This window comes from Haemophilus sp. THUN1692 (assembly GCF_059704395.1).
This window is the reverse complement of record NZ_AP046579.1, coordinates 819,337-840,909: the sequence shown is the minus strand read 5'-3', so window position 1 is coordinate 840,909 and position 21,573 is coordinate 819,337. Positions and strand designations below refer to the sequence as shown.

The following is a 21,573-nucleotide window of genomic DNA, read 5'->3' as shown; positions in this document are numbered from 1 at the left end:
TATGTTACAACTGTATTTTCACTTTTGGTGAAAATACAGTTGCGACGTTAGCGGGCTTATTTTAAACCAGCTTCTTCAATTAATTTATTTGCTTGTTCTTTGTCTTGAGCAGTAGTTGCTGAAACTACTGGCGCTTGCAATTTAGCATAAGGTTCCATATTGAATGGAGAAGTCACATCTGTACGTAATGGATATTCTGCACGTACAGCAACTAAGGCTTCTTGACCTTTTTTGCTTGCTAAGAAGTCCACGAATTTTTTCGCTTCTTCTTTATTTTTAGATGATTTTAAGATTGCAGCACCTGAGTAAGTAACTAACGCACCAGGGTCTTTATGACGAATAAAGTACAAGCGAGTTTTTAAGTTTTCTGCGCCTTTTTCTTTTGCTAATGCATACCAGTAGTAGTTATTAATTAAGGCTGCAGGTACTTCGCCATTTTCAACAGCTTGCAATGCAACACTGTTTTTCGCGTAAAGTTTACCATTTTCTTTTAAGCCTTTTAACCAATTAAGCGCAACTTTCTCGCCTTTTAGTTTAACAATAGCTACAACTTGTTCTAAGAATGCACCAGAGGTTGGTACATAACCGATTTTATCTTTCCATTTTGGTGTCGCGTAATCAAGTACTGATTTTTCCATATCTTTTTCAGATAATTTAGTGTGATCATAAACGACAACACGAGAACGACCGCTTAATGCAATCCAGTCTTTTTTAGGCGCAACAGGTACACCTTGGTGAGAAGTTTGTTTGATCGTATTGGCTGAAAGTGGTTCTAATAAACCCGCTTCAGAAAGTGCGGCAAATGGAGATGTTTGTTCTGAATAGAATACATCGGCTGGGCTTTTATCGCCTTCTTCTTTAAGTTGACCTGCTAACTGTTCGCTTTTAGCACTATTTAAAGTAACTTTGATGCCGGTTTCTTGCGTAAATGCATCAGCTACGGCTTTTGCTGCTTCTTTATGTTGGCCATTGTAAACGGTAATGTCGGCAAAGCTACTTGCTGAGAATGTAAGTGCAGCAGCGAGTGTCGCAATTTTGAAAGATTTGAATGTCATTGAAAACTCCTTGTTTTATGAGAATGAATGTTTTAATTAAGCCTGAATGAACCTTATTCTATTTCCAAATGCATACAAATGCAAATAATTCTCAATTTTTATTTGTGGCAAAATAAAAGGAGAGCACTTATCTCTCCCTTGTGAGTTGATTATTTTTTAGCTTTTGTTTTTCTTGGTTTTCTAGTTTTTGTTATTGCAGGTTGAATATAGCCAAGATGTGTTAGGTCATTACAAATGGAATCGAAGAGTTTTGAACAATCATATTCTTCATCAATAAGTTTTTCATTATTGGTCATATCTTTGTACTCATTCTGAATTAGATATTCTTTGAGTGTTGTTTCAAGTACGGCTCTGGTTGTAGGTTTTTCCATTTGAGACATTATATGAACAGAAAGCTCTGGGTTGACTAACTTTTCAATACCTAAATTATACATATTCCCTAATCCTATATATTGATTTGCCCCGTTTAACATAGTTTTGAGATATTGTGTAAAACGTTTCGGTACATAGGTTTTGTTATCTTCAAATGAATATATTTGATATGGTGTTAGATAAATATTTACATATCCTAAAGTCACGGACAATAATACTGCATTGTAAATATCATTTTCAGTTATATTTTTAAATTCTTTGTTTTTGGCTATGTAATCTGTTAAAGATTTGATTGTGAATGAGCCAACTTGATAGATAAATTTTTCAAGCAAACTTACTATGCTTTGATTGTTAAATTGCACACTAAGCTCATTTTCTTTGAAGTGATTAACGAAGGTTAATTTATCTAAGAAACTCTTATCTATGTTCTCAGTACGGTTAATTTTGTTTTGTAAATTATCATGGCATAATAAACTTCTTCTAAATGCTACATCGTAAAGATAATCGAGGCATTGCTCACGTGCAACATAATCTGTTTCGGATAATTGATTGATCATGTCACGTAAATGTTGTGGCATCCAAGAAATATATGAAAGTTGAAAATCTGTATCACCAATATAAGCCAATTGATGTTGATGTAGGCTATCAATAAATTGATTTAAATAGAGAGGGTGGTTGTGATATTCGAGATATTCATGGGCAACATAATGGTCGCCTTTTGTTTGAATTTCATCAAAGTTCTCAATTCTACTTTGATTTTTAGATTTTTCAGACTCAATCGATTTAATTGCATCTGAGAATAATTGAACAATGGCTTTGCCACGACGAGTTTGTTCAGAGAGCGGTAAATCCTGAGTGTATTTATTCGCATAAAGCATAATATCTCGTGCAACTTCTCGGTTTTTCCAACCTGGATAGGTGTTGTAAGAAATATAAGCAATACCGTTTGGCGTTAAATTTTCTCGGCAAATTTCAAGAATTTTATCTTTAACATTATTTGGTACCCAAGAATAAATGCCATGTACAATAATGTAGTCAAACACGCCAAATTCAGGCGTAATATCGAGAATATTTTTTGCTTCTAAACGAACATTTGTTAATCCCATTGATTTAATGATTTCATTACCTTGAGTAATTTGACTATCTGATAAATCAATGCCTACAAATTCTGTATCTGGATAATAAACCGCTTGAGAAATTAAGTTTCCGCCAAAAGAAGAACCTAATTCTAATACTTTAGCACCTTTGAGTGCTGGCGGTGTTAATCCCCATAATGTTGCATTTCCTTCCAAAAGCGCAATGCTCGTATAAGAAAAGGGTTTTGAGTAGTATCTAAGTTCGTCATAAGGGTTATTTTGTTCAGTCATAATATATCCAGCTTGTCACATAATTAAGAGTGCATATTATAGAGGGGATATGGGTGAAAACAAAGTGATGATTATTTCCCATGAAGTGGTAATTACGCTAGAATAACCGCAATTTTCATCAGCTTAGTATTCCCATGCTTTCATTTATTCTCGAACCTCAAGATAACGCACGTTTGCAATCTTTATGTGGTGCATTTGATGATCATCTAAAACTTATCGAAAAAGAATTTAATCTTGTCATTGCTCGTCATAATTTCACTTTTAATATTGATACTGTGGAAGAGGATCCAAAACCTTATCATGCAAAATTGATAAAAAGTGCGGTGAAATTAATCCAAGATTTATATGTTGAAACTGCGCCCGTAAAAGGTAAAGTGAAAGAGTTAGATTTGGAAGATGTTCATATGGCTTTACAAGAAAGTCGCATGCTATCTCAAGTTGAGCCGAACCGCGCTGAAAATAATGTTTTCAGTACAACGATTAAAACTAAACGAGGTGTGATTAAACCTCGAGGCGAAAATCAAGTTCAATATTTGCATAATATTTTAACTCACGATATTAGTTTTGGTATTGGCCCAGCAGGAACGGGGAAAACATTCTTAGCGGTTGCTGCAGCAGTTGAAGCCTTAGAACGTCAAGAAATTCGTCGCGTTTTACTTACTCGCCCTGCGGTGGAAGCAGGAGAAAAGCTAGGTTTTTTACCAGGGGATTTAGGTCAGAAAATCGAACCTTATCTACGTCCGCTTTATGATGCTTTATTTGAAATGCTAGGTTTTGAGCGAGTGCAAAAATTAATAGAACGTAATGTTATTGAAATTGCGCCTTTGGCTTATATGCGTGGGCGTACGCTCAATGATAGTTTTATTATTTTAGATGAAAGCCAAAACACGACAGTTGAGCAAATGAAAATGTTTTTAACCCGAATTGGTTTTAATTCTAAAGCCGTGATTACGGGCGATATTACGCAAATTGACTTACCTCGTAGCACAAAATCTGGTTTACGCCATGCGATTGAAGTATTGGAAAAAGTACCAGAATTAAGTTTTAACTATTTTAATAGCAAAGATATTGTGCGTCATCCGGTGGTGGCTAAAGTCGTGCAAGCATACGAAGAATGGGAAGTACAAGATGAAATTCGTCGCAAAGAATTAGCGGAGCTTCGTAAAGCCGAACGTGAAAAAGAGTGGTCAGAAATTGAAAAGAATTTAGGAATTTAGGAGAGTGAAATGGGACGTATATTCGTTGATCTGCAACTTGCCACAGAAAATATAGAGGATTTACCAACAGAAGAGCAAATTGTGCAGTGGGCAACAGCCGCTGTTCAACCTGAAGGGGATGAGGTTGAAATGACGGTTCGTATTGTGGATGAAGCCGAAAGCCATGAATTAAATTTAACTTATCGTGGCAAGGATCGCCCGACTAACGTACTTTCATTTCCATTTGAATGCCCCGATCAGGTGGAGTTGCCATTGTTAGGGGATCTCGTGATTTGTCGTCAAGTCGTGGAACGAGAAGCCGCAGAACAAGAGAAACCATTAATGGCGCATTGGGCGCATATGGTCGTGCATGGTAGTTTACATTTACTTGGTTATGATCATATTGAAGACGATGAAGCTGAAGAAATGGAAAGTTTAGAAACCCAAATTATGCAAGGATTAGGTTTTGATGATCCTTATCTAGCAGAGAAATAATCTTTATTCGGAGTAATGATGTATAAAGCGGTATTTAGTGATTTTGATGGCACCTTATTAACCTCTCAACATACCATTTCCCCTCGAACTGTTGCCGCAATTAAGCGTTTAACGGCGAATGGTATTCCTTTTGTGCCAATTTCGGCGCGTTCTCCTTTAGGTATTTTGCCTTATTGGAAACAGCTTGAAACGAATAATGTGCTTGTTGCATTTAGTGGCGCGCTTATTTTAAATCAACATCTTGAACCAATTTATAGCGTACAAATTGATCCAAAGGATATTTTAGACATTAATACCGTTTTGGCGGATCATCCTTTGCTTGGTGTGAATTATTATACGAATAATGATTGCTATGCTCGTGACGTAGAAAATAAATGGGTGATTTTTGAACGCAGCGTGACCAAAATTGAGATTCATCCTTTTGATGAAGTGGCAACCCGTTCGCCACATAAAATTCAAATTATTGGGGAAGCACAAGAAATCATTGACATTGAAATTCTTTTAAAGGAAAAATTTCCACATCTGAGTATTTGTCGTTCCCATGCTAACTTTTTAGAGGTGATGCACAAGAGTGCAACCAAAGGAAGTGCGGTGCGTTTTTTGGAAGATTATTTTGGTGTACAAACCAATGAGGTGATTGCGTTTGGTGATAACTTTAATGATCTGGATATGCTAGAACATGCGGGGCTTGGGGTGGCAATGGGAAATGCACCTGATGAAATTAAACAAGCTGCAAATGTAGTCACCGCGACCAATAATGAAGATGGGCTAGCATTAATTTTGGAAGAAAAATTTCCTGAATAATTGGCAAGAAAAAGGCTCTCAAACGAGAGCCTTTTAGTTAAGAATTTTTGAATTATACATATCTTCAATTTGCTTACGATAACGCTCTAAAATTACTTTTCTACGTAATTTTAATGTAGGTGTAATTTCACCCAATTTAATGCTAAATGCTTGAGAAAGTAGTGTGAATTTTTTTACTTGCTCGAAATGAGCCAGTTCTTTTTGTATTGCATTAATACGCTGCTCAAACATTTTTAGAATTTCAGAATTTTTTAGTAATTCTAAACGGTCATGATATTTAATATTGAGCTGTTTAGCGTACTCTTCCAAACTATCAAAGCAAGGCACAATAAGTGCAGACACATATTTTTTCGCATCAGCGATAATCGCAATTTGTTCGATAAATTTATCTTTACCGATTTTGCTTTCGATATATTGTGGTGCAATATATTTACCGTTTGATGTTTTCATTAATTCTTTGATACGATCGGTAATAAATAAATTGCCTTGTTCGTCAAATTCTCCCGCATCGCCAGTTTTTAAGAAACCATCTTCTGTGAAGGCTTGAGCCGTTTCTTCTGGCTTCTTGTAATAGCCTTTCATCACCATTCCGCCACGCACGAGGATTTCATTATTTTCCCTAATTTTAACTTCCGCTTTTGGCATGAGTGTGCCGATTGAATTTGGGTTAAATTGGAAATCATGCCAGCAAGAAACGGTCGCAGTTGTTTCTGTCATGCCATAGCCTAATTTGATGTTGATACCAATAGCATGGAAAAATAGACCAATAGCCGGTTCTAATTTTGCTCCTCCGCAAGGCATCATTTTTATACGACCACCCAATAATTGGCGAAGTTTTGAGAGCACTAATTTATCTGCCAAAGCAAATTGTTTTTTCAATAAGAACGGAATAGCTTTATTATTCGCACGTAAATCAAAATGTTTTTGTCCTACGGAAATTGCCCAATGGAACATTATTTGGCGAAGTTTTGGTGCTTTTTGAACTTTATCCAATACGGCGGCATAAATTTTTTCGTAAAAACGTGGTACGGCACACATTAAGGTTGGGCGAATTTCCGTTAAAGCTGACCGCACTTGATTGGTGTCTTCTAAATAGCAAAGTATTGCACCTCTATGAAGAATATAAGCCGCCCAGGCTCGTTCAAAAATATGAGAGAATGGTAAAAAAGAAAGTGAAATATCCTGATCTGTCACATTAAGTGCAAGATCATGCGTTTCTAATTGGTGAGCGAGATTAGCGTAATCTAACATGACACCTTTAGGTTCTCCCGTTGTGCCTGATGTATAAATAATCGTAAATAAATCCGATAATTGTTTTTGGTTTAAGCGTTGGGTTAGTTCATCTTGTTGGGCGTTTGAACCTGTTTCAATAAAATTTTCCCAAGTGCAAGAAAGAGGGGCTTGTTGTAGTTGAATGGTAGATTTCATTGCCACGATTTTTTGTAATTCTGGACAATGATGAGCGATTTCTAATGCTTGATCGTATTGCTCTTGATCGCCGACGAATAGAATTTTTACATCGGCGTGATTTAGGATAAATTCGGCTTGCTGGGCTGTATTGGTTGCGTAAATAGGTACTGTAATTGCTCGAATTTGTAAGGTCGCAATGTCAGCGATTGTCCAACGTTCCATATTATGGGCAAAAATGGCGATTTTATCTTGCACGTCAATATTGTGAGCAAGCAATGCACGAGAAAGTTGATTGAGTTGTTCTTGAAAATTTTTCCAAGAGATGTCTCTCCACAAGCCGTGTTCTTTATAGCGAAGTGCGGTCATATTTGCACGAGTTTTGGCTTGTTGTTGAATACGATGAACAAAATGGAGATCGAGATTCATATTAACCCTATTTTTTGAATTCATTGAGCGAACAGTTGTGCGCTAATATAATCTTAAATAGGAATAAAAGCTAGAAGAATATTGATTATTTTAAATTATTTTTAGTGATCCCTTGTTCATTTTTAGATTGTAAACTAAATTATTAGATAATAAAAAACCGCTCCAAAGAGCGGTTAATTTTTTCAAAGTTTTAATTAGCCTTTGTAGTTGTAAATGTGAGCTACTAAGTCTAATACTTTGTTTGAGTAACCAGTTTCGTTATCGTACCAAGATACTAATTTAACGAAAGAATCAGTTAATGCGATACCAGCGTCTGCATCAAATACAGAAGTTAAAGTACAGCCGTTGAAGTCAGTAGAAACAACAGCATCTTCAGTGTAACCTAATACGCCTTTTAATTCGCCATTGAAAGTTTTACCTTCAGCAGCGTCTTTGATTGCTTGTTTGATTGCATCGTAAGAAGCTGGTTTTTCAAGGTTAACAGTTAAGTCAACAACAGATACGTTTGGAGTTGGAACACGGAAAGCCATACCGGTTAATTTACCGTTTAATGCAGGTAATACTTTACCTACTGCTTTCGCTGCACCTGTTGAAGATGGAATGATGTTTTGTGATGCACCGCGGCCGCCGCGCCAGTCTTTAGCTGATGGACCATCCACAGTTTTTTGAGTTGCAGTTGTTGCGTGAACAGTGGTCATTAAACCATCTTTGATGCCAAAAGTTTCATGAACAACACGTGCTAAAGGAGCTAAACAGTTTGTTGTACAAGATGCGTTAGAAACGATATCTTGACCTGCGTATGCGTTGAAGTTTACACCACGAACGAACATTGGGGTTGCATCTTTAGATGGGCCAGTTAATACAACTTTTTTCGCGCCTGCAGTGATGTGTTTACGAGCAGTTTCATCAGTTAAGAATAAACCAGTCGCTTCAACAGCGATATCAACACCGATTGCACCCCAGTTTAAGTTTGCTGGATCACGTTCTGCAGTTACACGGATAGTTTTACCGTTAACCACTAAGTTACCATCTTTCACTTCAACAGTGCCGTCGAAACGACCGTGAGTTGAATCATATTTCAACATATAAGCCATGTATTCAATGTCGATTAAGTCGTTAATACCTACAACTTCGATGTCATCACGGTGTTGTGCTGCACGGAATACGATACGACCGATACGGCCGAAACCATTGATACCAATTTTAATTGCCATAAGATTTTCACCTTTTATTTAAGTTAAACAAATCTGTTTGCTTTGAGTAATACTGCTCACTCAGTAAGACAGCGCACAGAGTATAGCACGAGCATTTTTATAAAACTATAAACCCTACTACTTTTTTGTGATCTATATCAAATCATGATTAGAATGAAAAAGTACCGTAAAAAATCACCGCACTTTTGATGATTTTTTATAGAGAAATCTGCATAATAGACTGAAATTGTTAGAGAAGGTTAAATGTTCTATGTCTCAAGGTAATCTTTATATTTTGTCTGCACCAAGTGGTGCGGGAAAATCTTCATTAATTTCGGCGTTATTGGCATCAGATAGCTCAACTCAAAAAATGGTGTCTGTGTCACATACGACTCGTGCTCCACGCCCGGGTGAAGTTGAAGGCGTACACTATTATTTTGTATCAAAAGAAGAGTTTGAATCGCTCATTGAGCAAGATTTATTTCTAGAATATGCCAAAGTTTTTGGTGGAAATTATTATGGAACCTCTTTACCTGCGATTGAAGAAAATTTAGCAAAAGGTATTGATGTGTTTTTAGATATTGATTGGCAAGGCGCTCAACAAATCCGTAAAAAAGTGTCTTCGGTAAAAAGTATTTTTATTTTACCGCCTTCATTGCCAGAGTTAGAACGTCGTTTAATTGGTCGTGGGCAAGATAGTGAAGAGGTTATCGCTGAACGAATGTCAAAAGCGATAAGTGAAATTTCGCATTATGACGAATATGATTATGTGATTGTGAATGATGATTTTGAGAAAGCATTAAAAGATTTGCAAAGTATTTTGCAATCGGAACGCTTAACAAAAGATTATCAACAAAAACAAAATGCAATGTTAATTCAACAGCTACTAGCAAAATAGGGCGAAATTGAGTATTATAACGCCCTTTCAATAGAGTAATTTTTGACAAATCGGAGTAAATTATGGCTCGTGTTACTGTGCAAGATGCGGTAGAAAAAATTGGTAACCGTTTTGATTTAATTTTAACGGCTGCGCGTCGTGCAAGACAATTACAACTTAACCAAAGTGCGCCGTTAGTGCCAGAAGATAATGACAAACCAACAGTAATCGCATTGCGTGAAATCGAAAAAGGTTTGATTAATCAAGATATTATGGATGCACAAGAATTCCAAGAAATGGCGAAAGTGCAAGAAACGGAAGAAGCAGCTGTTGCATTAATTACAGAATAATCTTTTAAAAGTGCGGTAAAAAATCACGATATTTTAACCGCACTTTCTCTTTCAATAATAAGTAGGTCTCCTTTGGAACTGTTTGCGGATTTAGATCGAATTATTCAAGGGTATTTGCCCGCAGATAAAATTGAACTCATCAAGCGTGCGTTTGTGATTGCAAGAGATGCGCATGAAGGACAATTTCGCTCCAGCGGCGAACCTTACATTACCCATCCAGTGGCGGTAGCCTCCATTATTGCTCAACTACATTTAGATCACGAAGCGGTAATGGCTGCGCTTTTGCACGATGTTATTGAAGATACGCCTTATACGGAAGAACAACTGAAAGAAGAGTTTGGTGCTAGTGTGGCTGAAATTGTGGACGGTGTATCAAAACTCGATAAGTTGAAATTTCGTACTCGCCAAGAAGCACAAGTCGAGAATTTTCGCAAAATGATTTTGGCGATGACGCGTGATATTCGTGTTGTGTTAATCAAGCTTGCTGATCGCACGCATAATATGCGCACGCTTGGTTCGTTACGACCAGATAAACGCCGCCGTATTGCGAAAGAAACGCTTGAAATCTATTGTCCGCTTGCTCATCGTTTAGGTATTGAGCATATCAAAAATGAATTAGAAGACTTATCTTTTCAAGCAATGCATCCACATCGTTATGAGGTGTTAAAAAAACTCATTGATGTAGCGCGGAGTAACCGACAAGATTTAATCGAACGTATTTCACAAGAGATTAAAGTGCGGTTAGAAAACGCAGGCATTTTTGCCCGAGTGTGGGGGCGTGAAAAACACCTTTACAAAATCTATCAAAAAATGCGCATAAAGGATCAAGAATTCCACTCTATTATGGATATTTATGCGTTCCGTGTGATTGTAAAAAATGTTGATGATTGTTATCGCGTTTTGGGGCAAATGCATAATCTTTATAAGCCACGTCCTGGCCGAGTAAAGGATTATATCGCGGTACCTAAAGCAAATGGCTATCAATCTTTGCAAACTTCAATGATTGGGCCGAAAGGTGTCCCCGTAGAAGTTCATATCCATACTGAGGATATGGAGCAAGTCGCCGAAATGGGCATTACTGCACATTGGGTTTATAAAGAAAATGGTAAAAACGATAGTACAACAGCACAAATCCGTGCACAACGCTGGCTGCAAAGTTTGGTTGAAATTCAACAAAGTGTAGGTAATTCGTTTGAGTTTATTGAAAATGTAAAATCAGAGTTTTTCCCGAAAGAAATTTATGTTTTTACGCCAAAAGGTCGAATTGTTGAATTGCCAATGGGCGCAACGGCAGTAGATTTTGCTTATGCCGTGCATTCAGATGTGGGAAATACTTGTGTTGGTGTGACTGTTGAGCATAAACCTTATCCTCTTTCGCAAGCCCTTGAGTCTGGTCAAACGGTCAATATTATCACCGATCCAAATGCGCATCCTGAAGCCGTATGGTTAAATTTCGTGGTAACGGCTCGTGCGAAAACACGGATTCGCCATTATCTCAAACAGCGTTGTGAAGAGGATGCAGTGAAATTAGGTGAAGTTGAGCTTAATGCAGCATTACAGCCTCATAATTTAGGTGATTTTTCTATTCAACAAATTAGTACTGTACTAGATGCTTTAGCGCTTTCTTCTTTAGATGAATTATTACGAGAAATCGGTTTAGGCAATCAGTCCGCCTCCATAATTGCGCATCAATTTGTGGGCGTGCCGTTAGAATCTTCTAATACCCAGAATTTTGAATCAAAAATACTCACTATTGCACCAATGCAAGTGGGTAAAACACAATTTGCTCAATGTTGTCATCCAATCCCTGGTGATCCTATTGTGGGATGTTGTACACAAGAAAATACAGTTGTGGTACACCATCAACATTGTGCAAGTTTGAACAATGCTTGTCGCCAATCGTTGGCTAAATGGGATAATGTTCAAAGTGCGGTGAATTTTGAGGCTGAATTACAAATAGAAATATTGAATGAGCAGAATGCCTTGCTTAGTTTAATGACTGCAATTTCTGCGAGCGAAAGCAGTCTTCAAAATATTTGGACGGAAGAATTAGAGAACAATTTATTGCTTGTGATTTTGCAGGTTTGTGTAAAAGATATCAAACACCTTGCCAATATCGTTCATCGCATTAAAGGCATCACTGGCGTCGTTAATGTCAAACGCAATATTAATGAGTTATGAGCCTTGAACTTCTCGATGCCGTACCTTTGACAAGCCTCTCTGGTGTTGGTGCGGCCATTTCTAATAAACTGGCTAAAATCGGCATTCATAACCTGCAAGATCTACTCTTTCATCTACCTATTCGCTATGAAGATCGTACGCGAATTACGCCAATCGCTAATCTTCGTCCCGAACAATATTTTACCATTGAAGGAATTGTACAAACTTGTGAAGTCGCTTTTGGCCGTCGCCCGATTTTATCAGTCAGTTTGTCAGACGGCACATCGAAAATTATGTTACGTTTTTTCAATTTTAATGCGGGAATGCGTAATAGTTTTCAAGCAGGTGTGCGGGTAAAGGCCTTTGGCGAAGTAAGACGTGGGCGTCATATGCCAGAAATTCATCATCCAGAATATCAAATTGTGCGCGATAATGCGCCCATAGTATTGGAAGAAACCCTAACGCCGATTTATTCCACGACGGAAGGGCTAAAACAAAATTCATTACGAAAATTAACGGATCAGGCTTTGGCATTACTCGACAAAGTTCAGATTGCAGAAATTTTGCCTAATGAATTTAATCCACATCAATATAGTTTAAAAGAGGCATTGCGATTATTGCACCGTCCGCTACCAGATATTTCATTAGAAATGTTAGAGCAAGGTAAGCATCCTGCACAACAGCGTTTAATTTTTGAAGAGCTGCTGGCGCATAATTTAGCTATGCAAAAAGTGCGGTTAGGAACGCAGCAATTTTCTGCCTTACCGCTACATTATCAAACAGATTTGAAACAGCGATTTTTAGCCACCTTACCATTTCAACCCACTAATGCGCAAAAGCGAGTCGTGTCGGATATTGAACAAGATCTTATCAAAGATTATCCGATGATGCGCTTAGTGCAAGGGGATGTCGGCTCGGGAAAAACATTGGTTGCCGCACTGGCTGCTTTAAATGCAATTGATAATGGCAAACAAGTCGCCTTAATGGCGCCAACAGAAATTCTTGCAGAACAGCACGCGAATAATTTTCGACGTTGGTTTGAGTCTTTCGGTATTGAAGTTGGCTGGTTAGCCGGTAAAGTAAAAGGAAAATCAAGACAAGCAGAGCTTGAAAAAATCAAAACTGGTGCCGTGCAAATGGTGGTGGGGACGCATGCTTTATTCCAAGAAGAAGTCGAGTTTTCCGATCTAGCATTGGTGATTATTGATGAACAACACCGTTTTGGTGTGCATCAACGATTAATGTTACGAGAGAAGGGCGAAAAAGCAGGATTTTATCCTCATCAGTTAATTATGACGGCCACGCCGATACCAAGAACGTTGGCAATGACCGTCTATGCCGATTTGGATACATCAATTATTGATGAATTGCCTCCAGGTCGTACGCCGATAACAACCGTAGTGGTTTCTGAAGAGCGTCGAGCTGAAATTGTGATGCGTGTAAAAAATGCTTGTGTTAATGAAAAACGCCAAGCCTATTGGGTGTGTACGTTAATTGATGAATCAGAGGTTTTAGAAGCTCAAGCAGCTGAAGCGATTTGGGAAGATCTAACTAAGGCATTGCCTATGTTAAATATTGGGTTAGTGCACGGTCGGATGAAACCACAAGAAAAACAAGATGTCATGATGCGTTTTAAAAATGCAGAATTGGATTTATTGGTGGCAACGACAGTGATCGAAGTGGGTGTTGATGTACCGAATGCTAGTTTGATGATTATCGAAAATGCAGAGCGTTTAGGTTTATCGCAACTTCATCAGTTAAGAGGGCGCGTCGGTCGAGGCAGCACGGCTTCTTTTTGTGTACTAATGTATAAACCTCCGCTAGGTAAAGTTTCGCAAAAACGTCTGCAAGTGCTGAGAGATAGCCAAGATGGGTTTGTTATTTCTGAAAAAGACTTAGAAATTCGTGGACCTGGCGAAGTGCTTGGAACGAAACAAACGGGCATTGCTGAATTGCGAGTAGCAAATTTAATGCGAGATAGAAAAATGATACCAACGGTGCAACATTATGCCAAATTATTGATTCAAAAATACCCTGATGTGGCAGAAAGCCTAATCCGTCGCTGGCTCAATAATAAAGAAATCTACTCGAACGCTTAAAAGTGCGGTCAATTTTCAAAGAGTTTTAAATGGATAAAAAAGAAAAACGCCCAACTTTACTTTTTTTTGATTCTGGCGTTGGTGGATTTAGCGTATATCGTGAAGCCAAAAGATTATTACCAAATTGGCATTATCTCTATTGTTTTGATAATGCTGGCTTCCCTTATTCAGAACGCGAAGAAGAAAGTATTATTCACCGCACTTTAGCGGTTTGCCAACTTATTAATCAACGTTATCCATTAGATGCAATCGTGATAGCTTGCAATACAGCGAGTACAGTTGTGCTTCCGCCTTTGCGAGTTGCGTTTGATATTCCTATTATTGGGACTGTACCTGCTATTAAACCTGCATCAGAAATCACAAAGACAAAACATATTGCTTTATTAGCTACAAAGGGTACCGTAAAACGTCATTATGTCGATGAGTTGATTGATAAATTTGCGCAGGATTGTATTGTTGAGAGACTGGGAACGACAAAATTAGTCGAAATTGCGGAGCAAAAAATTCGCGGTCATTCCGTTGATCTAATTGGTTTAAAAGATGAGTTATCTCCGTGGACAGACATGACAGATTTGGATACTTTAGTTTTAGGTTGTACTCATTTCCCACTCATCAAAGATGAAATTCAGTTGTGCTTGCCACAAATTAAATATTTTATGGATCCAGGAGCGGCGATTGCTAAGCGGATAAAATATTTACTCAATGGCAAAGGTGTACGCGCTCAAGGTGAAAAACATAATCAAATGTTTTGCACCGAACATTTTTCTGAAGAATCTCAATTTAAAAAAACTTTACATCTATGGGGATTTGAATTTTTGGAAGTAATCAAAATAGATTAAAAGTTAATAGATTAATGGTGTGATATTGATAAATTCACAATTTTTCCTAATTTCATAGGTAATTTTCTATCCAGATCTTTTCTATATGTCACTTTTTTTAAAATAAATTGTGATCTAGTTCATCAAAATAAGTATGATTTTTATTTAATTTGTTAAAATAGTGTTACAATACCTATCGGGTTTCTCACTATTTTATTTAATAAGAGGTAAAATGATTATTTCATCAGCTAGCGATTATCGTGAAGCGGCACGCCGCCGTGTTCCTCCCTTTATGTTCCACTATGCCGATGGCGGCTCTTATACTGAGCAAACACTTGCGCGTAATGTGGGTGATTTGGAAAATATTGCTTTAAGACAACGTGTCTTAAAAGATATGTCTGAATTGGATACTAGTATAGAATTATTTGGTGAAAAACTTTCAATACCAACTATTCTTGCACCCGTTGGGGCGTGTGGAATGTATGCGCGCCGAGGGGAAGTGCAAGCAGCGCAAGCGGCAGATAACAAAGGCGTGCCATTTACCCTTTCAACCGTGTCAATCTGCCCGATTGAGGAAGTTGCGCCAGCGATTAAACGCCCGATGTGGTTCCAGCTTTATGTATTAAAAGATCGTGGCTTTATGAAAAATGCTCTTGAGCGTGCGAAGGCTGCGGGCTGTTCAACCTTGGTGTTCACCGTAGATATGCCAACGCCAGGTGCGCGTTATCGTGATATGCACTCAGGAATGAGTGGTCATTACAAAGAAATTCGCCGTGTTTTGCAAGGCTTTACGCATCCATTCTGGGCATACGATGTAGGTATTAAAGGAAAACCACACACTTTGGGTAATGTTTCTAATTATATGGGTAGACAAATTGGCTTAGATGACTATATTGGTTGGCTCACAGAGAATTTCGATCCGTCGATTTCGTGGAAAGATTTAGAATGGATTCGCGAGTTTTGGGAAGGTCCGATGGTGATCAAAGGGATTCTTGACCCTGAAGATGCAAAAGATGCGGTGCGTTTCGGGGCTGATGGTATTGTGGTGTCAAACCACGGTGGTCGTCAGTTAGATGGCGTGCTTTCAAGTGCAAGAGCGTTACCACCGATTGCTGATGCTGTGAAAGGGGATATTAAAATTATTGCCGATTCAGGCATTCGCAATGGTTTAGATGTAGTCCGTATGTTGGCATTAGGAGCAGACGCAACAATGTTAGGTCGAGCATTTGTTTATGCTTTAGGGGCAGCAGGTCGCCAAGGTGTTGAAAATATGCTAGACATTTTCAAAAAAGAGATGCGTGTAGCGATGACATTAACTAGCAATCGTACCATTGCCGATATTAAACCAGAGGCTTTAGTTGATCTAAGTAAACTTTAATTTATAAATTGAGATCAAAAATCAACCGTTTGTTGGCGGAATTATGTATTTTGCGTATGTATTTTCAACAAACGGTCAAGTTTTTCAAAAATTGTTGTAAAAAGTACTTGCAAGGGATTTGAAAATCCTTATAATGCACCGCACACGACGACGCACTGTTGTGAAGTATTTAAGTTTACAAGTGCGTCGTTGTTTTTTGCTCTTTAACAATGTATCAGACAATCTGTGTGGGCACTTGTTGATTGACTTGTTTTAAAAATATTTTTTAATTTTGAAGTCTTAATAGGTGCTTAACTGAAAATTCATAATTACTTTTTAAGTAGTATTTTTATTTATAGCTAAGCAATATATTGAGCGATTGAACTTGAATTGAAGAGTTTGATCATGGCTCAGATTGAACGCTGGCGGCAGGCTTAACACATGCAAGTCGAACGGTAGCAGGAGGAAGCTTGCTTTCTTGCTGACGAGTGGCGGACGGGTGAGTAATGCTTGGGAATCTGGCTTATGGAGGGGGATAACTACGGGAAACTGTAGCTAATACCGCGTAATATCGAAAGATTAAAGTGTGGGACCTTCGGGCCACATGCCATAAGATGAGCCCAAGTGGGATTAGGTAGTTGGTGAGGTAAAGGCTCACCAAGCCTGCGATCTCTAGCTGGTCTGAGAGGATGGCCAGCCACACTGGAACTGAGACACGGTCCAGACTCCTACGGGAGGCAGCAGTGGGGAATATTGCGCAATGGGGGGAACCCTGACGCAGCCATGCCGCGTGAATGAAGAAGGCCTTCGGGTTGTAAAGTTCTTTCGGTATTGAGGAAGGGATGTGTGCTAATAGTACACGTCATTGACGTTAAATACAGAAGAAGCACCGGCTAACTCCGTGCCAGCAGCCGCGGTAATACGGAGGGTGCGAGCGTTAATCGGAATAACTGGGCGTAAAGGGCACGCAGGCGGTTATTTAAGTGAGGTGTGAAAGCCCTGGGCTTAACCTGGGAATTGCATTTCAGACTGGGTAACTAGAGTACTTTAGGGAGGGGTAGAATTCCACGTGTAGCGGTGAAATGCGTAGAGATGTGGAGGAATACCGAAGGCGAAGGCAGCCCCTTGGGAATGTACTGACGCTCATGTGCGAAAGCGTGGGGAGCAAACAGGATTAGATACCCTGGTAGTCCACGCTGTAAACGCTGTCGATTTGGGGATTGGGCTTAGAGCTTGGTGCCCGTAGCTAACGTGATAAATCGACCGCCTGGGGAGTACGGCCGCAAGGTTAAAACTCAAATGAATTGACGGGGGCCCGCACAAGCGGTGGAGCATGTGGTTTAATTCGATGCAACGCGAAGAACCTTACCTACTCTTGACATCCATGGAATCCTGTAGAGATACGGGAGTGCCTTCGGGAACCATGAGACAGGTGCTGCATGGCTGTCGTCAGCTCGTGTTGTGAAATGTTGGGTTAAGTCCCGCAACGAGCGCAACCCTTATCCTTTGTTGCCAGCGATTCGGTCGGGAACTCAAAGGAGACTGCCAGTGATAAACTGGAGGAAGGTGGGGATGACGTCAAGTCATCATGGCCCTTACGAGTAGGGCTACACACGTGCTACAATGGCGTATACAGAGGGTGGCGAAACTGCGAGGTGGAGCGAATCTCAGAAAGTACGTCTAAGTCCGGATTGGAGTCTGCAACTCGACTCCATGAAGTCGGAATCGCTAGTAATCGCGAATCAGAATGTCGCGGTGAATACGTTCCCGGGCCTTGTACACACCGCCCGTCACACCATGGGAGTGGGTTGTACCAGAAGTAGATAGCTTAACCTTCGGGAGGGCGTTTACCACGGTATGATTCATGACTGGGGTGAAGTCGTAACAAGGTAACCGTAGGGGAACCTGCGGTTGGATCACCTCCTTACCCAAGACGAGAGACAGCGAGTGCTCACACAGATTGATTGATATATTGTAGACAATATCGAGCAGAAAGCCGTTATTCCCTTGGGTCTGTAGCTCAGGTGGTTAGAGCGCACCCCTGATAAGGGTGAGGTCGGTGGTTCAAGTCCACTCAGACCCACCACTCAAACTGAGTGAGTGATGAAGGTGAATAAGGTAATAAATAAACGATGACATGGGGATATAGCTCAGCTGGGAGAGCGCCTGCCTTGCACGCAGGAGGTCAGCGGTTCGATCCCGCTTATCTCCACCACTTATCATCGTTAAGTAAATTAAGAGAGAATAGAGAAGAAAGTCATGAGCACTAGTTTAAACTAATATAGTGTTTAAGATTTTATTGATATTCATTTAGTTTATTTAGCGATGATAACTGAAAGGTTTTATCAACTGTTCTTTAAAAAATTGGAAACAAGCTGAAAACAAGAGATTTTCGAGAGAAAGTCTGAGTAGGCAAGGCAGTAAACAGTAAACTGAAAAGAAAACTGAAATAAAACTGTTTTGCATAAAATCTTGATTGAACAAAAGCAATCAAGTGTTTAGTTGAATGAAAATACGCATCAAATTGACCGCACTTTCAAGTGAAAACTTAAAGTGGTTGAAAGCATTTGAGGTTGTATAGTTAAGTGACTAAGCGTACAAGGTGGATGCCTTGGCAATCAGAGGCGAAGAAGGACGTGCTAATCTGCGAAAAGCTTGGATGAGTCGATAAGAGGCGTTTAATCCAAGATATCCGAATGGGGAAACCCAGTAGATGAAGAATCTACTATCACTAACTGAATCCATAGGTAAGTGAGGCAAACCGGGAGAACTGAAACATCTAAGTACCCCGAGGAAAAGAAATCAACCGAGATTTCGTCAGTAGCGGCGAGCGAAAGCGAAAGAGCCAGTTAATGATAGCAGCAGAGATAGAGGAATAAGCTGGGAAGCTTAGCGACACAGGGTGATAGCCCCGTACTCGACATCCAGGCTGTGGTACTAAGTTAACGAGAAGTAGGGCGGGACACGTGATATCCTGTTTGAAGATGGGGGGACCATCCTCCAAGGCTAAATACTCCTGATTGACCGATAGTGAACCAGTACTGTGAAGGAAAGGCGAAAAGAACCCCGGTGAGGGGAGTGAAATAGAACCTGAAACCTTGTACGTACAAGCAGTGGGAGCCTGAAAGGGTGACTGCGTACCTTTTGTATAATGGGTCAGCGACTTATATTTTGTAGCGAGGTTAACCGAATAGGGGAGCCGAAGGGAAACCGAGTCTTAACTGGGCGTCTAGTTGCAAGGTATAGACCCGAAACCCGGTGATCTAGCCATGGGCAGGTTGAAGGTTGGGTAACACTAACTGGAGGACCGAACCGACTAATGTTGAAAAATTAGCGGATGACTTGTGGCTGGGGGTGAAAGGCCAATCAAACCGGGAGATAGCTGGTTCTCCCCGAAATCTATTTAGGTAGAGCCTTGAGCGGACACCTTTGGGGGTAGAGCACTGTTTCGGCTAGGGGTCCATCCCGGATTACCAACCCGATGCAAACTACGAATACCAAAGAGTGATACTCAGGAGACACACGGCGGGTGCTAACGTCCGTCGTGGAGAGGGAAACAACCCAGACCGCCAGCTAAGGTCCCAAAGTCTATATTAAGTGGGAAACGAAGTGGGAAGGCTTAGACAGCTAGGATGTTGGCTTAGAAGCAGCCATCATTTAAAGAAAGCGTAATAGCTCACTAGTCGAGTCGGCCTGCGCGGAAGATGTAACGGGGCTGAAATATAGCACCGAAGCTGCGGCATCAGACGAAAGTCTGTTGGGTAGGGGAGCGTTGTGTAAGCGGAAGAAGGTGTGTTGAGAAGCATGCTGGACGTATCACAAGTGCGAATGCTGACATAAGTAACGATAAAACGGGTGAAAAACCCGTTCGCCGGAAGACCAAGGGTTCCTGTCCAACGTTAATCGGGGCAGGGTGAGTCGGCCCCTAAGGCGAGGCTGAAGAGCGTAGTCGATGGGAAACAGGTTAATATTCCTGTACTTGGTAAAGCTGCGATGTGGGGACGGAGTAGGTTAGGTTATCGCACTGTTGGATATGTGCGTTTAAGTTGGTAGGTGGGAAGTTTAGGCAAATCCGGACTTCCTTAACACTGAGAGATGATGACGAGGCTCTACGGAGCTGAAGTAACTGATACCACACTTCCAGGAAAAGCCACTAAGCGAAAGGCTTTACTAAACCGTACTGAAAACCGACACAGGTGGTCAGGTAGAGAATACTCAGGCGCTTGAGAGAACTCGGGTGAAGGAACTAGGCAAAATAGCACCGTAACTTCGGGAGAAGGTGCGCCGGCGTAGATTGTAGTCCCTCGCGGGCGAAGGTTGAACCGGTCGAAGATACCAGCTGGCTGCAACTGTTTATTAAAAACACAGCACTCTGCAAACACGAAAGTGGACGTATAGGGTGTGATGCCTGCCCGGTGCTGGAAGGTTAATTGATGGTGTAATCGAAAGAGAAGCTCCTGATCGAAGCCCCAGTAAACGGCGGCCGTAACTATAACGGTCCTAAGGTAGCGAAATTCCTTGTCGGGTAAGTTCCGACCTGCACGAATGGCATAATGATGGCCAGGCTGTCTCCACCCGAGACTCAGTGAAATTGAAATCGCCGTGAAGATGCGGTGTACCCGCGGCTAGACGGAAAGACCCCGTGAACCTTTACTATAGCTTGACACTGAACATTGAATTTTGATGTGTAGGATAGGTGGGAGCCTTTGAAGCAGTCACGCCAGTGATTGTGGAGGCGTCCTTGAAATACCACCCTTTAACGTTTGATGTTCTAACGAAGATTACGAAACGTGGTCTCGGACAGTGTCTGGTGGGTAGTTTGACTGGGGCGGTCTCCTCCCAAAGAGTAACGGAGGAGCACGAAGGTTTGCTAATCACGGTCGGACATCGTGAGGTTAGTGCAATGGTATAAGCAAGCTTAACTGCGAGACAGACAAGTCGAGCAGGTACGAAAGTAGGTCATAGTGATCCGGTGGTTCTGAATGGAAGGGCCATCGCTCAACGGATAAAAGGTACTCCGGGGATAACAGGCTGATACCGCCCAAGAGTTCATATCGACGGCGGTGTTTGGCACCTCGATGTCGGCTCATCACATCCTGGGGCTGAAGTAGGTCCCAAGGGTATGGCTGTTCGCCATTTAAAGTGGTACGCGAGCTGGGTTTAGAACGTCGTGAGACAGTTCGGTCCCTATCTGCCGTGGGCGTAGGAGAATTGGTTGGGGCTGCTCCTAGTACGAGAGGACCGGAGTGGACGCACCACTGGTGTTCCGGTTGTGTCGCCAGACGCATTGCCGGGTAGCTAAGTGCGGAAGAGATAAGTGCTGAAAGCATCTAAGCACGAAACTTGCCAAGAGATGAGTTCTCCCAGATTATAAATCTGTAAGGGTTGTTTAAGACTAAGACGTAGATAGGCAGGGTGTGTAAGTGATGTGAGTCATTGAGCTAACCTGTACTAATTGCCCGAGGGACTTAACTATACAACGCTCAAGTGTTTTTGGAAAAGAGCGAAAAAGAGAAGACTAGACAAACAAATTAAATATAGAAGACGTAATAGAAAGAAAATTGAGTTCAGCTTGTGGCCAATAAGAACGAGTG

13 protein-coding genes, 2 tRNA genes and 2 rRNA genes are annotated in these 21,573 nt (G+C 40.6%); 13 read left to right on the top strand and 4 right to left on the bottom strand.

Annotated features, from left to right (window positions below; translation table 11 throughout):
* Positions 1–56: 56 nt before the first annotated feature.
* Positions 57–1,055 carry an iron ABC transporter substrate-binding protein gene (locus AC6H0A_RS04020; protein ID WP_005643670.1) on the bottom strand — a complete coding sequence of 333 codons (999 nt, stop codon included), beginning with the start codon at positions 1,053–1,055 and terminating at the stop codon, positions 57–59.
* Between the two features lie 149 nt (positions 1,056–1,204).
* The gene (locus AC6H0A_RS04015; protein ID WP_497512471.1) at positions 1,205–2,794 is read right to left on the bottom strand and encodes a methyltransferase regulatory domain-containing protein; all 1,590 of its coding nucleotides are present in this window, start codon (positions 2,792–2,794) and stop codon (positions 1,205–1,207) included.
* Positions 2,795–2,928: 134 nt separating this feature from the next.
* Between AC6H0A_RS04015 and AC6H0A_RS04010 the strand changes: the two genes are divergently transcribed.
* Genes AC6H0A_RS04010 through AC6H0A_RS04000 form a run of 3 tightly spaced genes read left to right on the top strand, consistent with a single transcriptional unit; the run spans position 2,929 to position 5,289 of the window.
* Positions 2,929–4,011 carry a PhoH family protein gene (locus AC6H0A_RS04010; protein WP_005643673.1) on the top strand — a complete coding sequence of 361 codons (1,083 nt, stop codon included), beginning with the start codon at positions 2,929–2,931 and terminating at the stop codon, positions 4,009–4,011.
* A gap of 9 nt (positions 4,012–4,020) precedes the next feature.
* Positions 4,021–4,485 carry an rRNA maturation RNase YbeY gene (gene ybeY / locus AC6H0A_RS04005; protein ID WP_005643675.1) on the top strand — a complete coding sequence of 155 codons (465 nt, stop codon included), beginning with the start codon at positions 4,021–4,023 and terminating at the stop codon, positions 4,483–4,485.
* An 18-nt stretch (positions 4,486–4,503) separates the two neighbouring features.
* Positions 4,504–5,289: a Cof-type HAD-IIB family hydrolase gene (locus AC6H0A_RS04000; protein ID WP_005643676.1), complete on the top strand. Its 786-nt coding sequence runs from the start codon at positions 4,504–4,506 to the stop codon at positions 5,287–5,289.
* 33 nt (positions 5,290–5,322) lie between these two features.
* Here the strand turns inward: AC6H0A_RS04000 and AC6H0A_RS03995 are convergent, their stop codons facing one another.
* Positions 5,323–7,125 (bottom strand): AMP-dependent synthetase/ligase, encoded by a 1,803-nt coding sequence (locus AC6H0A_RS03995; RefSeq protein ID WP_044233307.1) that lies wholly within the window; start codon positions 7,123–7,125, stop codon positions 5,323–5,325.
* Between the two features lie 194 nt (positions 7,126–7,319).
* Entirely contained in the window at positions 7,320–8,339 is a 1,020-nt protein-coding gene (gene gap / locus AC6H0A_RS03990; protein WP_179231037.1) for a type I glyceraldehyde-3-phosphate dehydrogenase, read from the bottom strand.
* Positions 8,340–8,589: 250 nt separating this feature from the next.
* Between gap and gmk the strand changes: the two genes are divergently transcribed.
* From gmk to AC6H0A_RS03940, 10 genes are all read left to right on the top strand, one after another.
* On the top strand, positions 8,590–9,216 hold the full coding sequence (gene gmk / locus AC6H0A_RS03985; RefSeq protein WP_005643682.1) for a guanylate kinase: 627 nt from the start codon (positions 8,590–8,592) through the stop codon (positions 9,214–9,216).
* Between the two features lie 62 nt (positions 9,217–9,278).
* Positions 9,279–9,545, top strand: a complete 267-nt coding sequence (gene rpoZ, locus AC6H0A_RS03980; RefSeq protein WP_005625717.1) for a DNA-directed RNA polymerase subunit omega — start codon at positions 9,279–9,281, stop codon at positions 9,543–9,545.
* Between the two features lie 72 nt (positions 9,546–9,617).
* Positions 9,618–11,726: a bifunctional GTP diphosphokinase/guanosine-3',5'-bis pyrophosphate 3'-pyrophosphohydrolase gene (gene spoT / locus AC6H0A_RS03975; protein WP_005643684.1), complete on the top strand. Its 2,109-nt coding sequence runs from the start codon at positions 9,618–9,620 to the stop codon at positions 11,724–11,726.
* Entirely contained in the window at positions 11,723–13,804 is a 2,082-nt protein-coding gene (gene recG, locus AC6H0A_RS03970; protein ID WP_005643686.1) for an ATP-dependent DNA helicase RecG, read from the top strand. The genes spoT and recG overlap by 4 nt, the downstream gene beginning before the upstream one ends.
* A gap of 29 nt (positions 13,805–13,833) precedes the next feature.
* Complete coding sequence (murI, locus tag AC6H0A_RS03965) at positions 13,834–14,643, top strand: glutamate racemase (protein WP_005643688.1); 810 nt, start codon at positions 13,834–13,836, stop codon at positions 14,641–14,643.
* 211 nt (positions 14,644–14,854) lie between these two features.
* Entirely contained in the window at positions 14,855–16,000 is a 1,146-nt protein-coding gene (gene lldD / locus AC6H0A_RS03960; RefSeq protein WP_005643690.1) for an FMN-dependent L-lactate dehydrogenase LldD, read from the top strand.
* A 366-nt stretch (positions 16,001–16,366) separates the two neighbouring features.
* Positions 16,367–17,906, top strand: a 16S ribosomal RNA gene (locus tag AC6H0A_RS03955).
* An 82-nt stretch (positions 17,907–17,988) separates the two neighbouring features.
* A tRNA-Ile gene (locus tag AC6H0A_RS03950) sits at positions 17,989–18,065 on the top strand.
* A 53-nt stretch (positions 18,066–18,118) separates the two neighbouring features.
* Positions 18,119–18,194: transfer RNA gene (locus AC6H0A_RS03945), tRNA-Ala, on the top strand.
* 364 nt (positions 18,195–18,558) lie between these two features.
* A 23S ribosomal RNA gene (locus tag AC6H0A_RS03940) occupies positions 18,559–21,455 on the top strand.
* Together the 16S and 23S rRNA genes with 2 tRNA genes alongside form the textbook arrangement of a ribosomal RNA operon.
* Positions 21,456–21,573 lie beyond the last annotated feature (118 nt).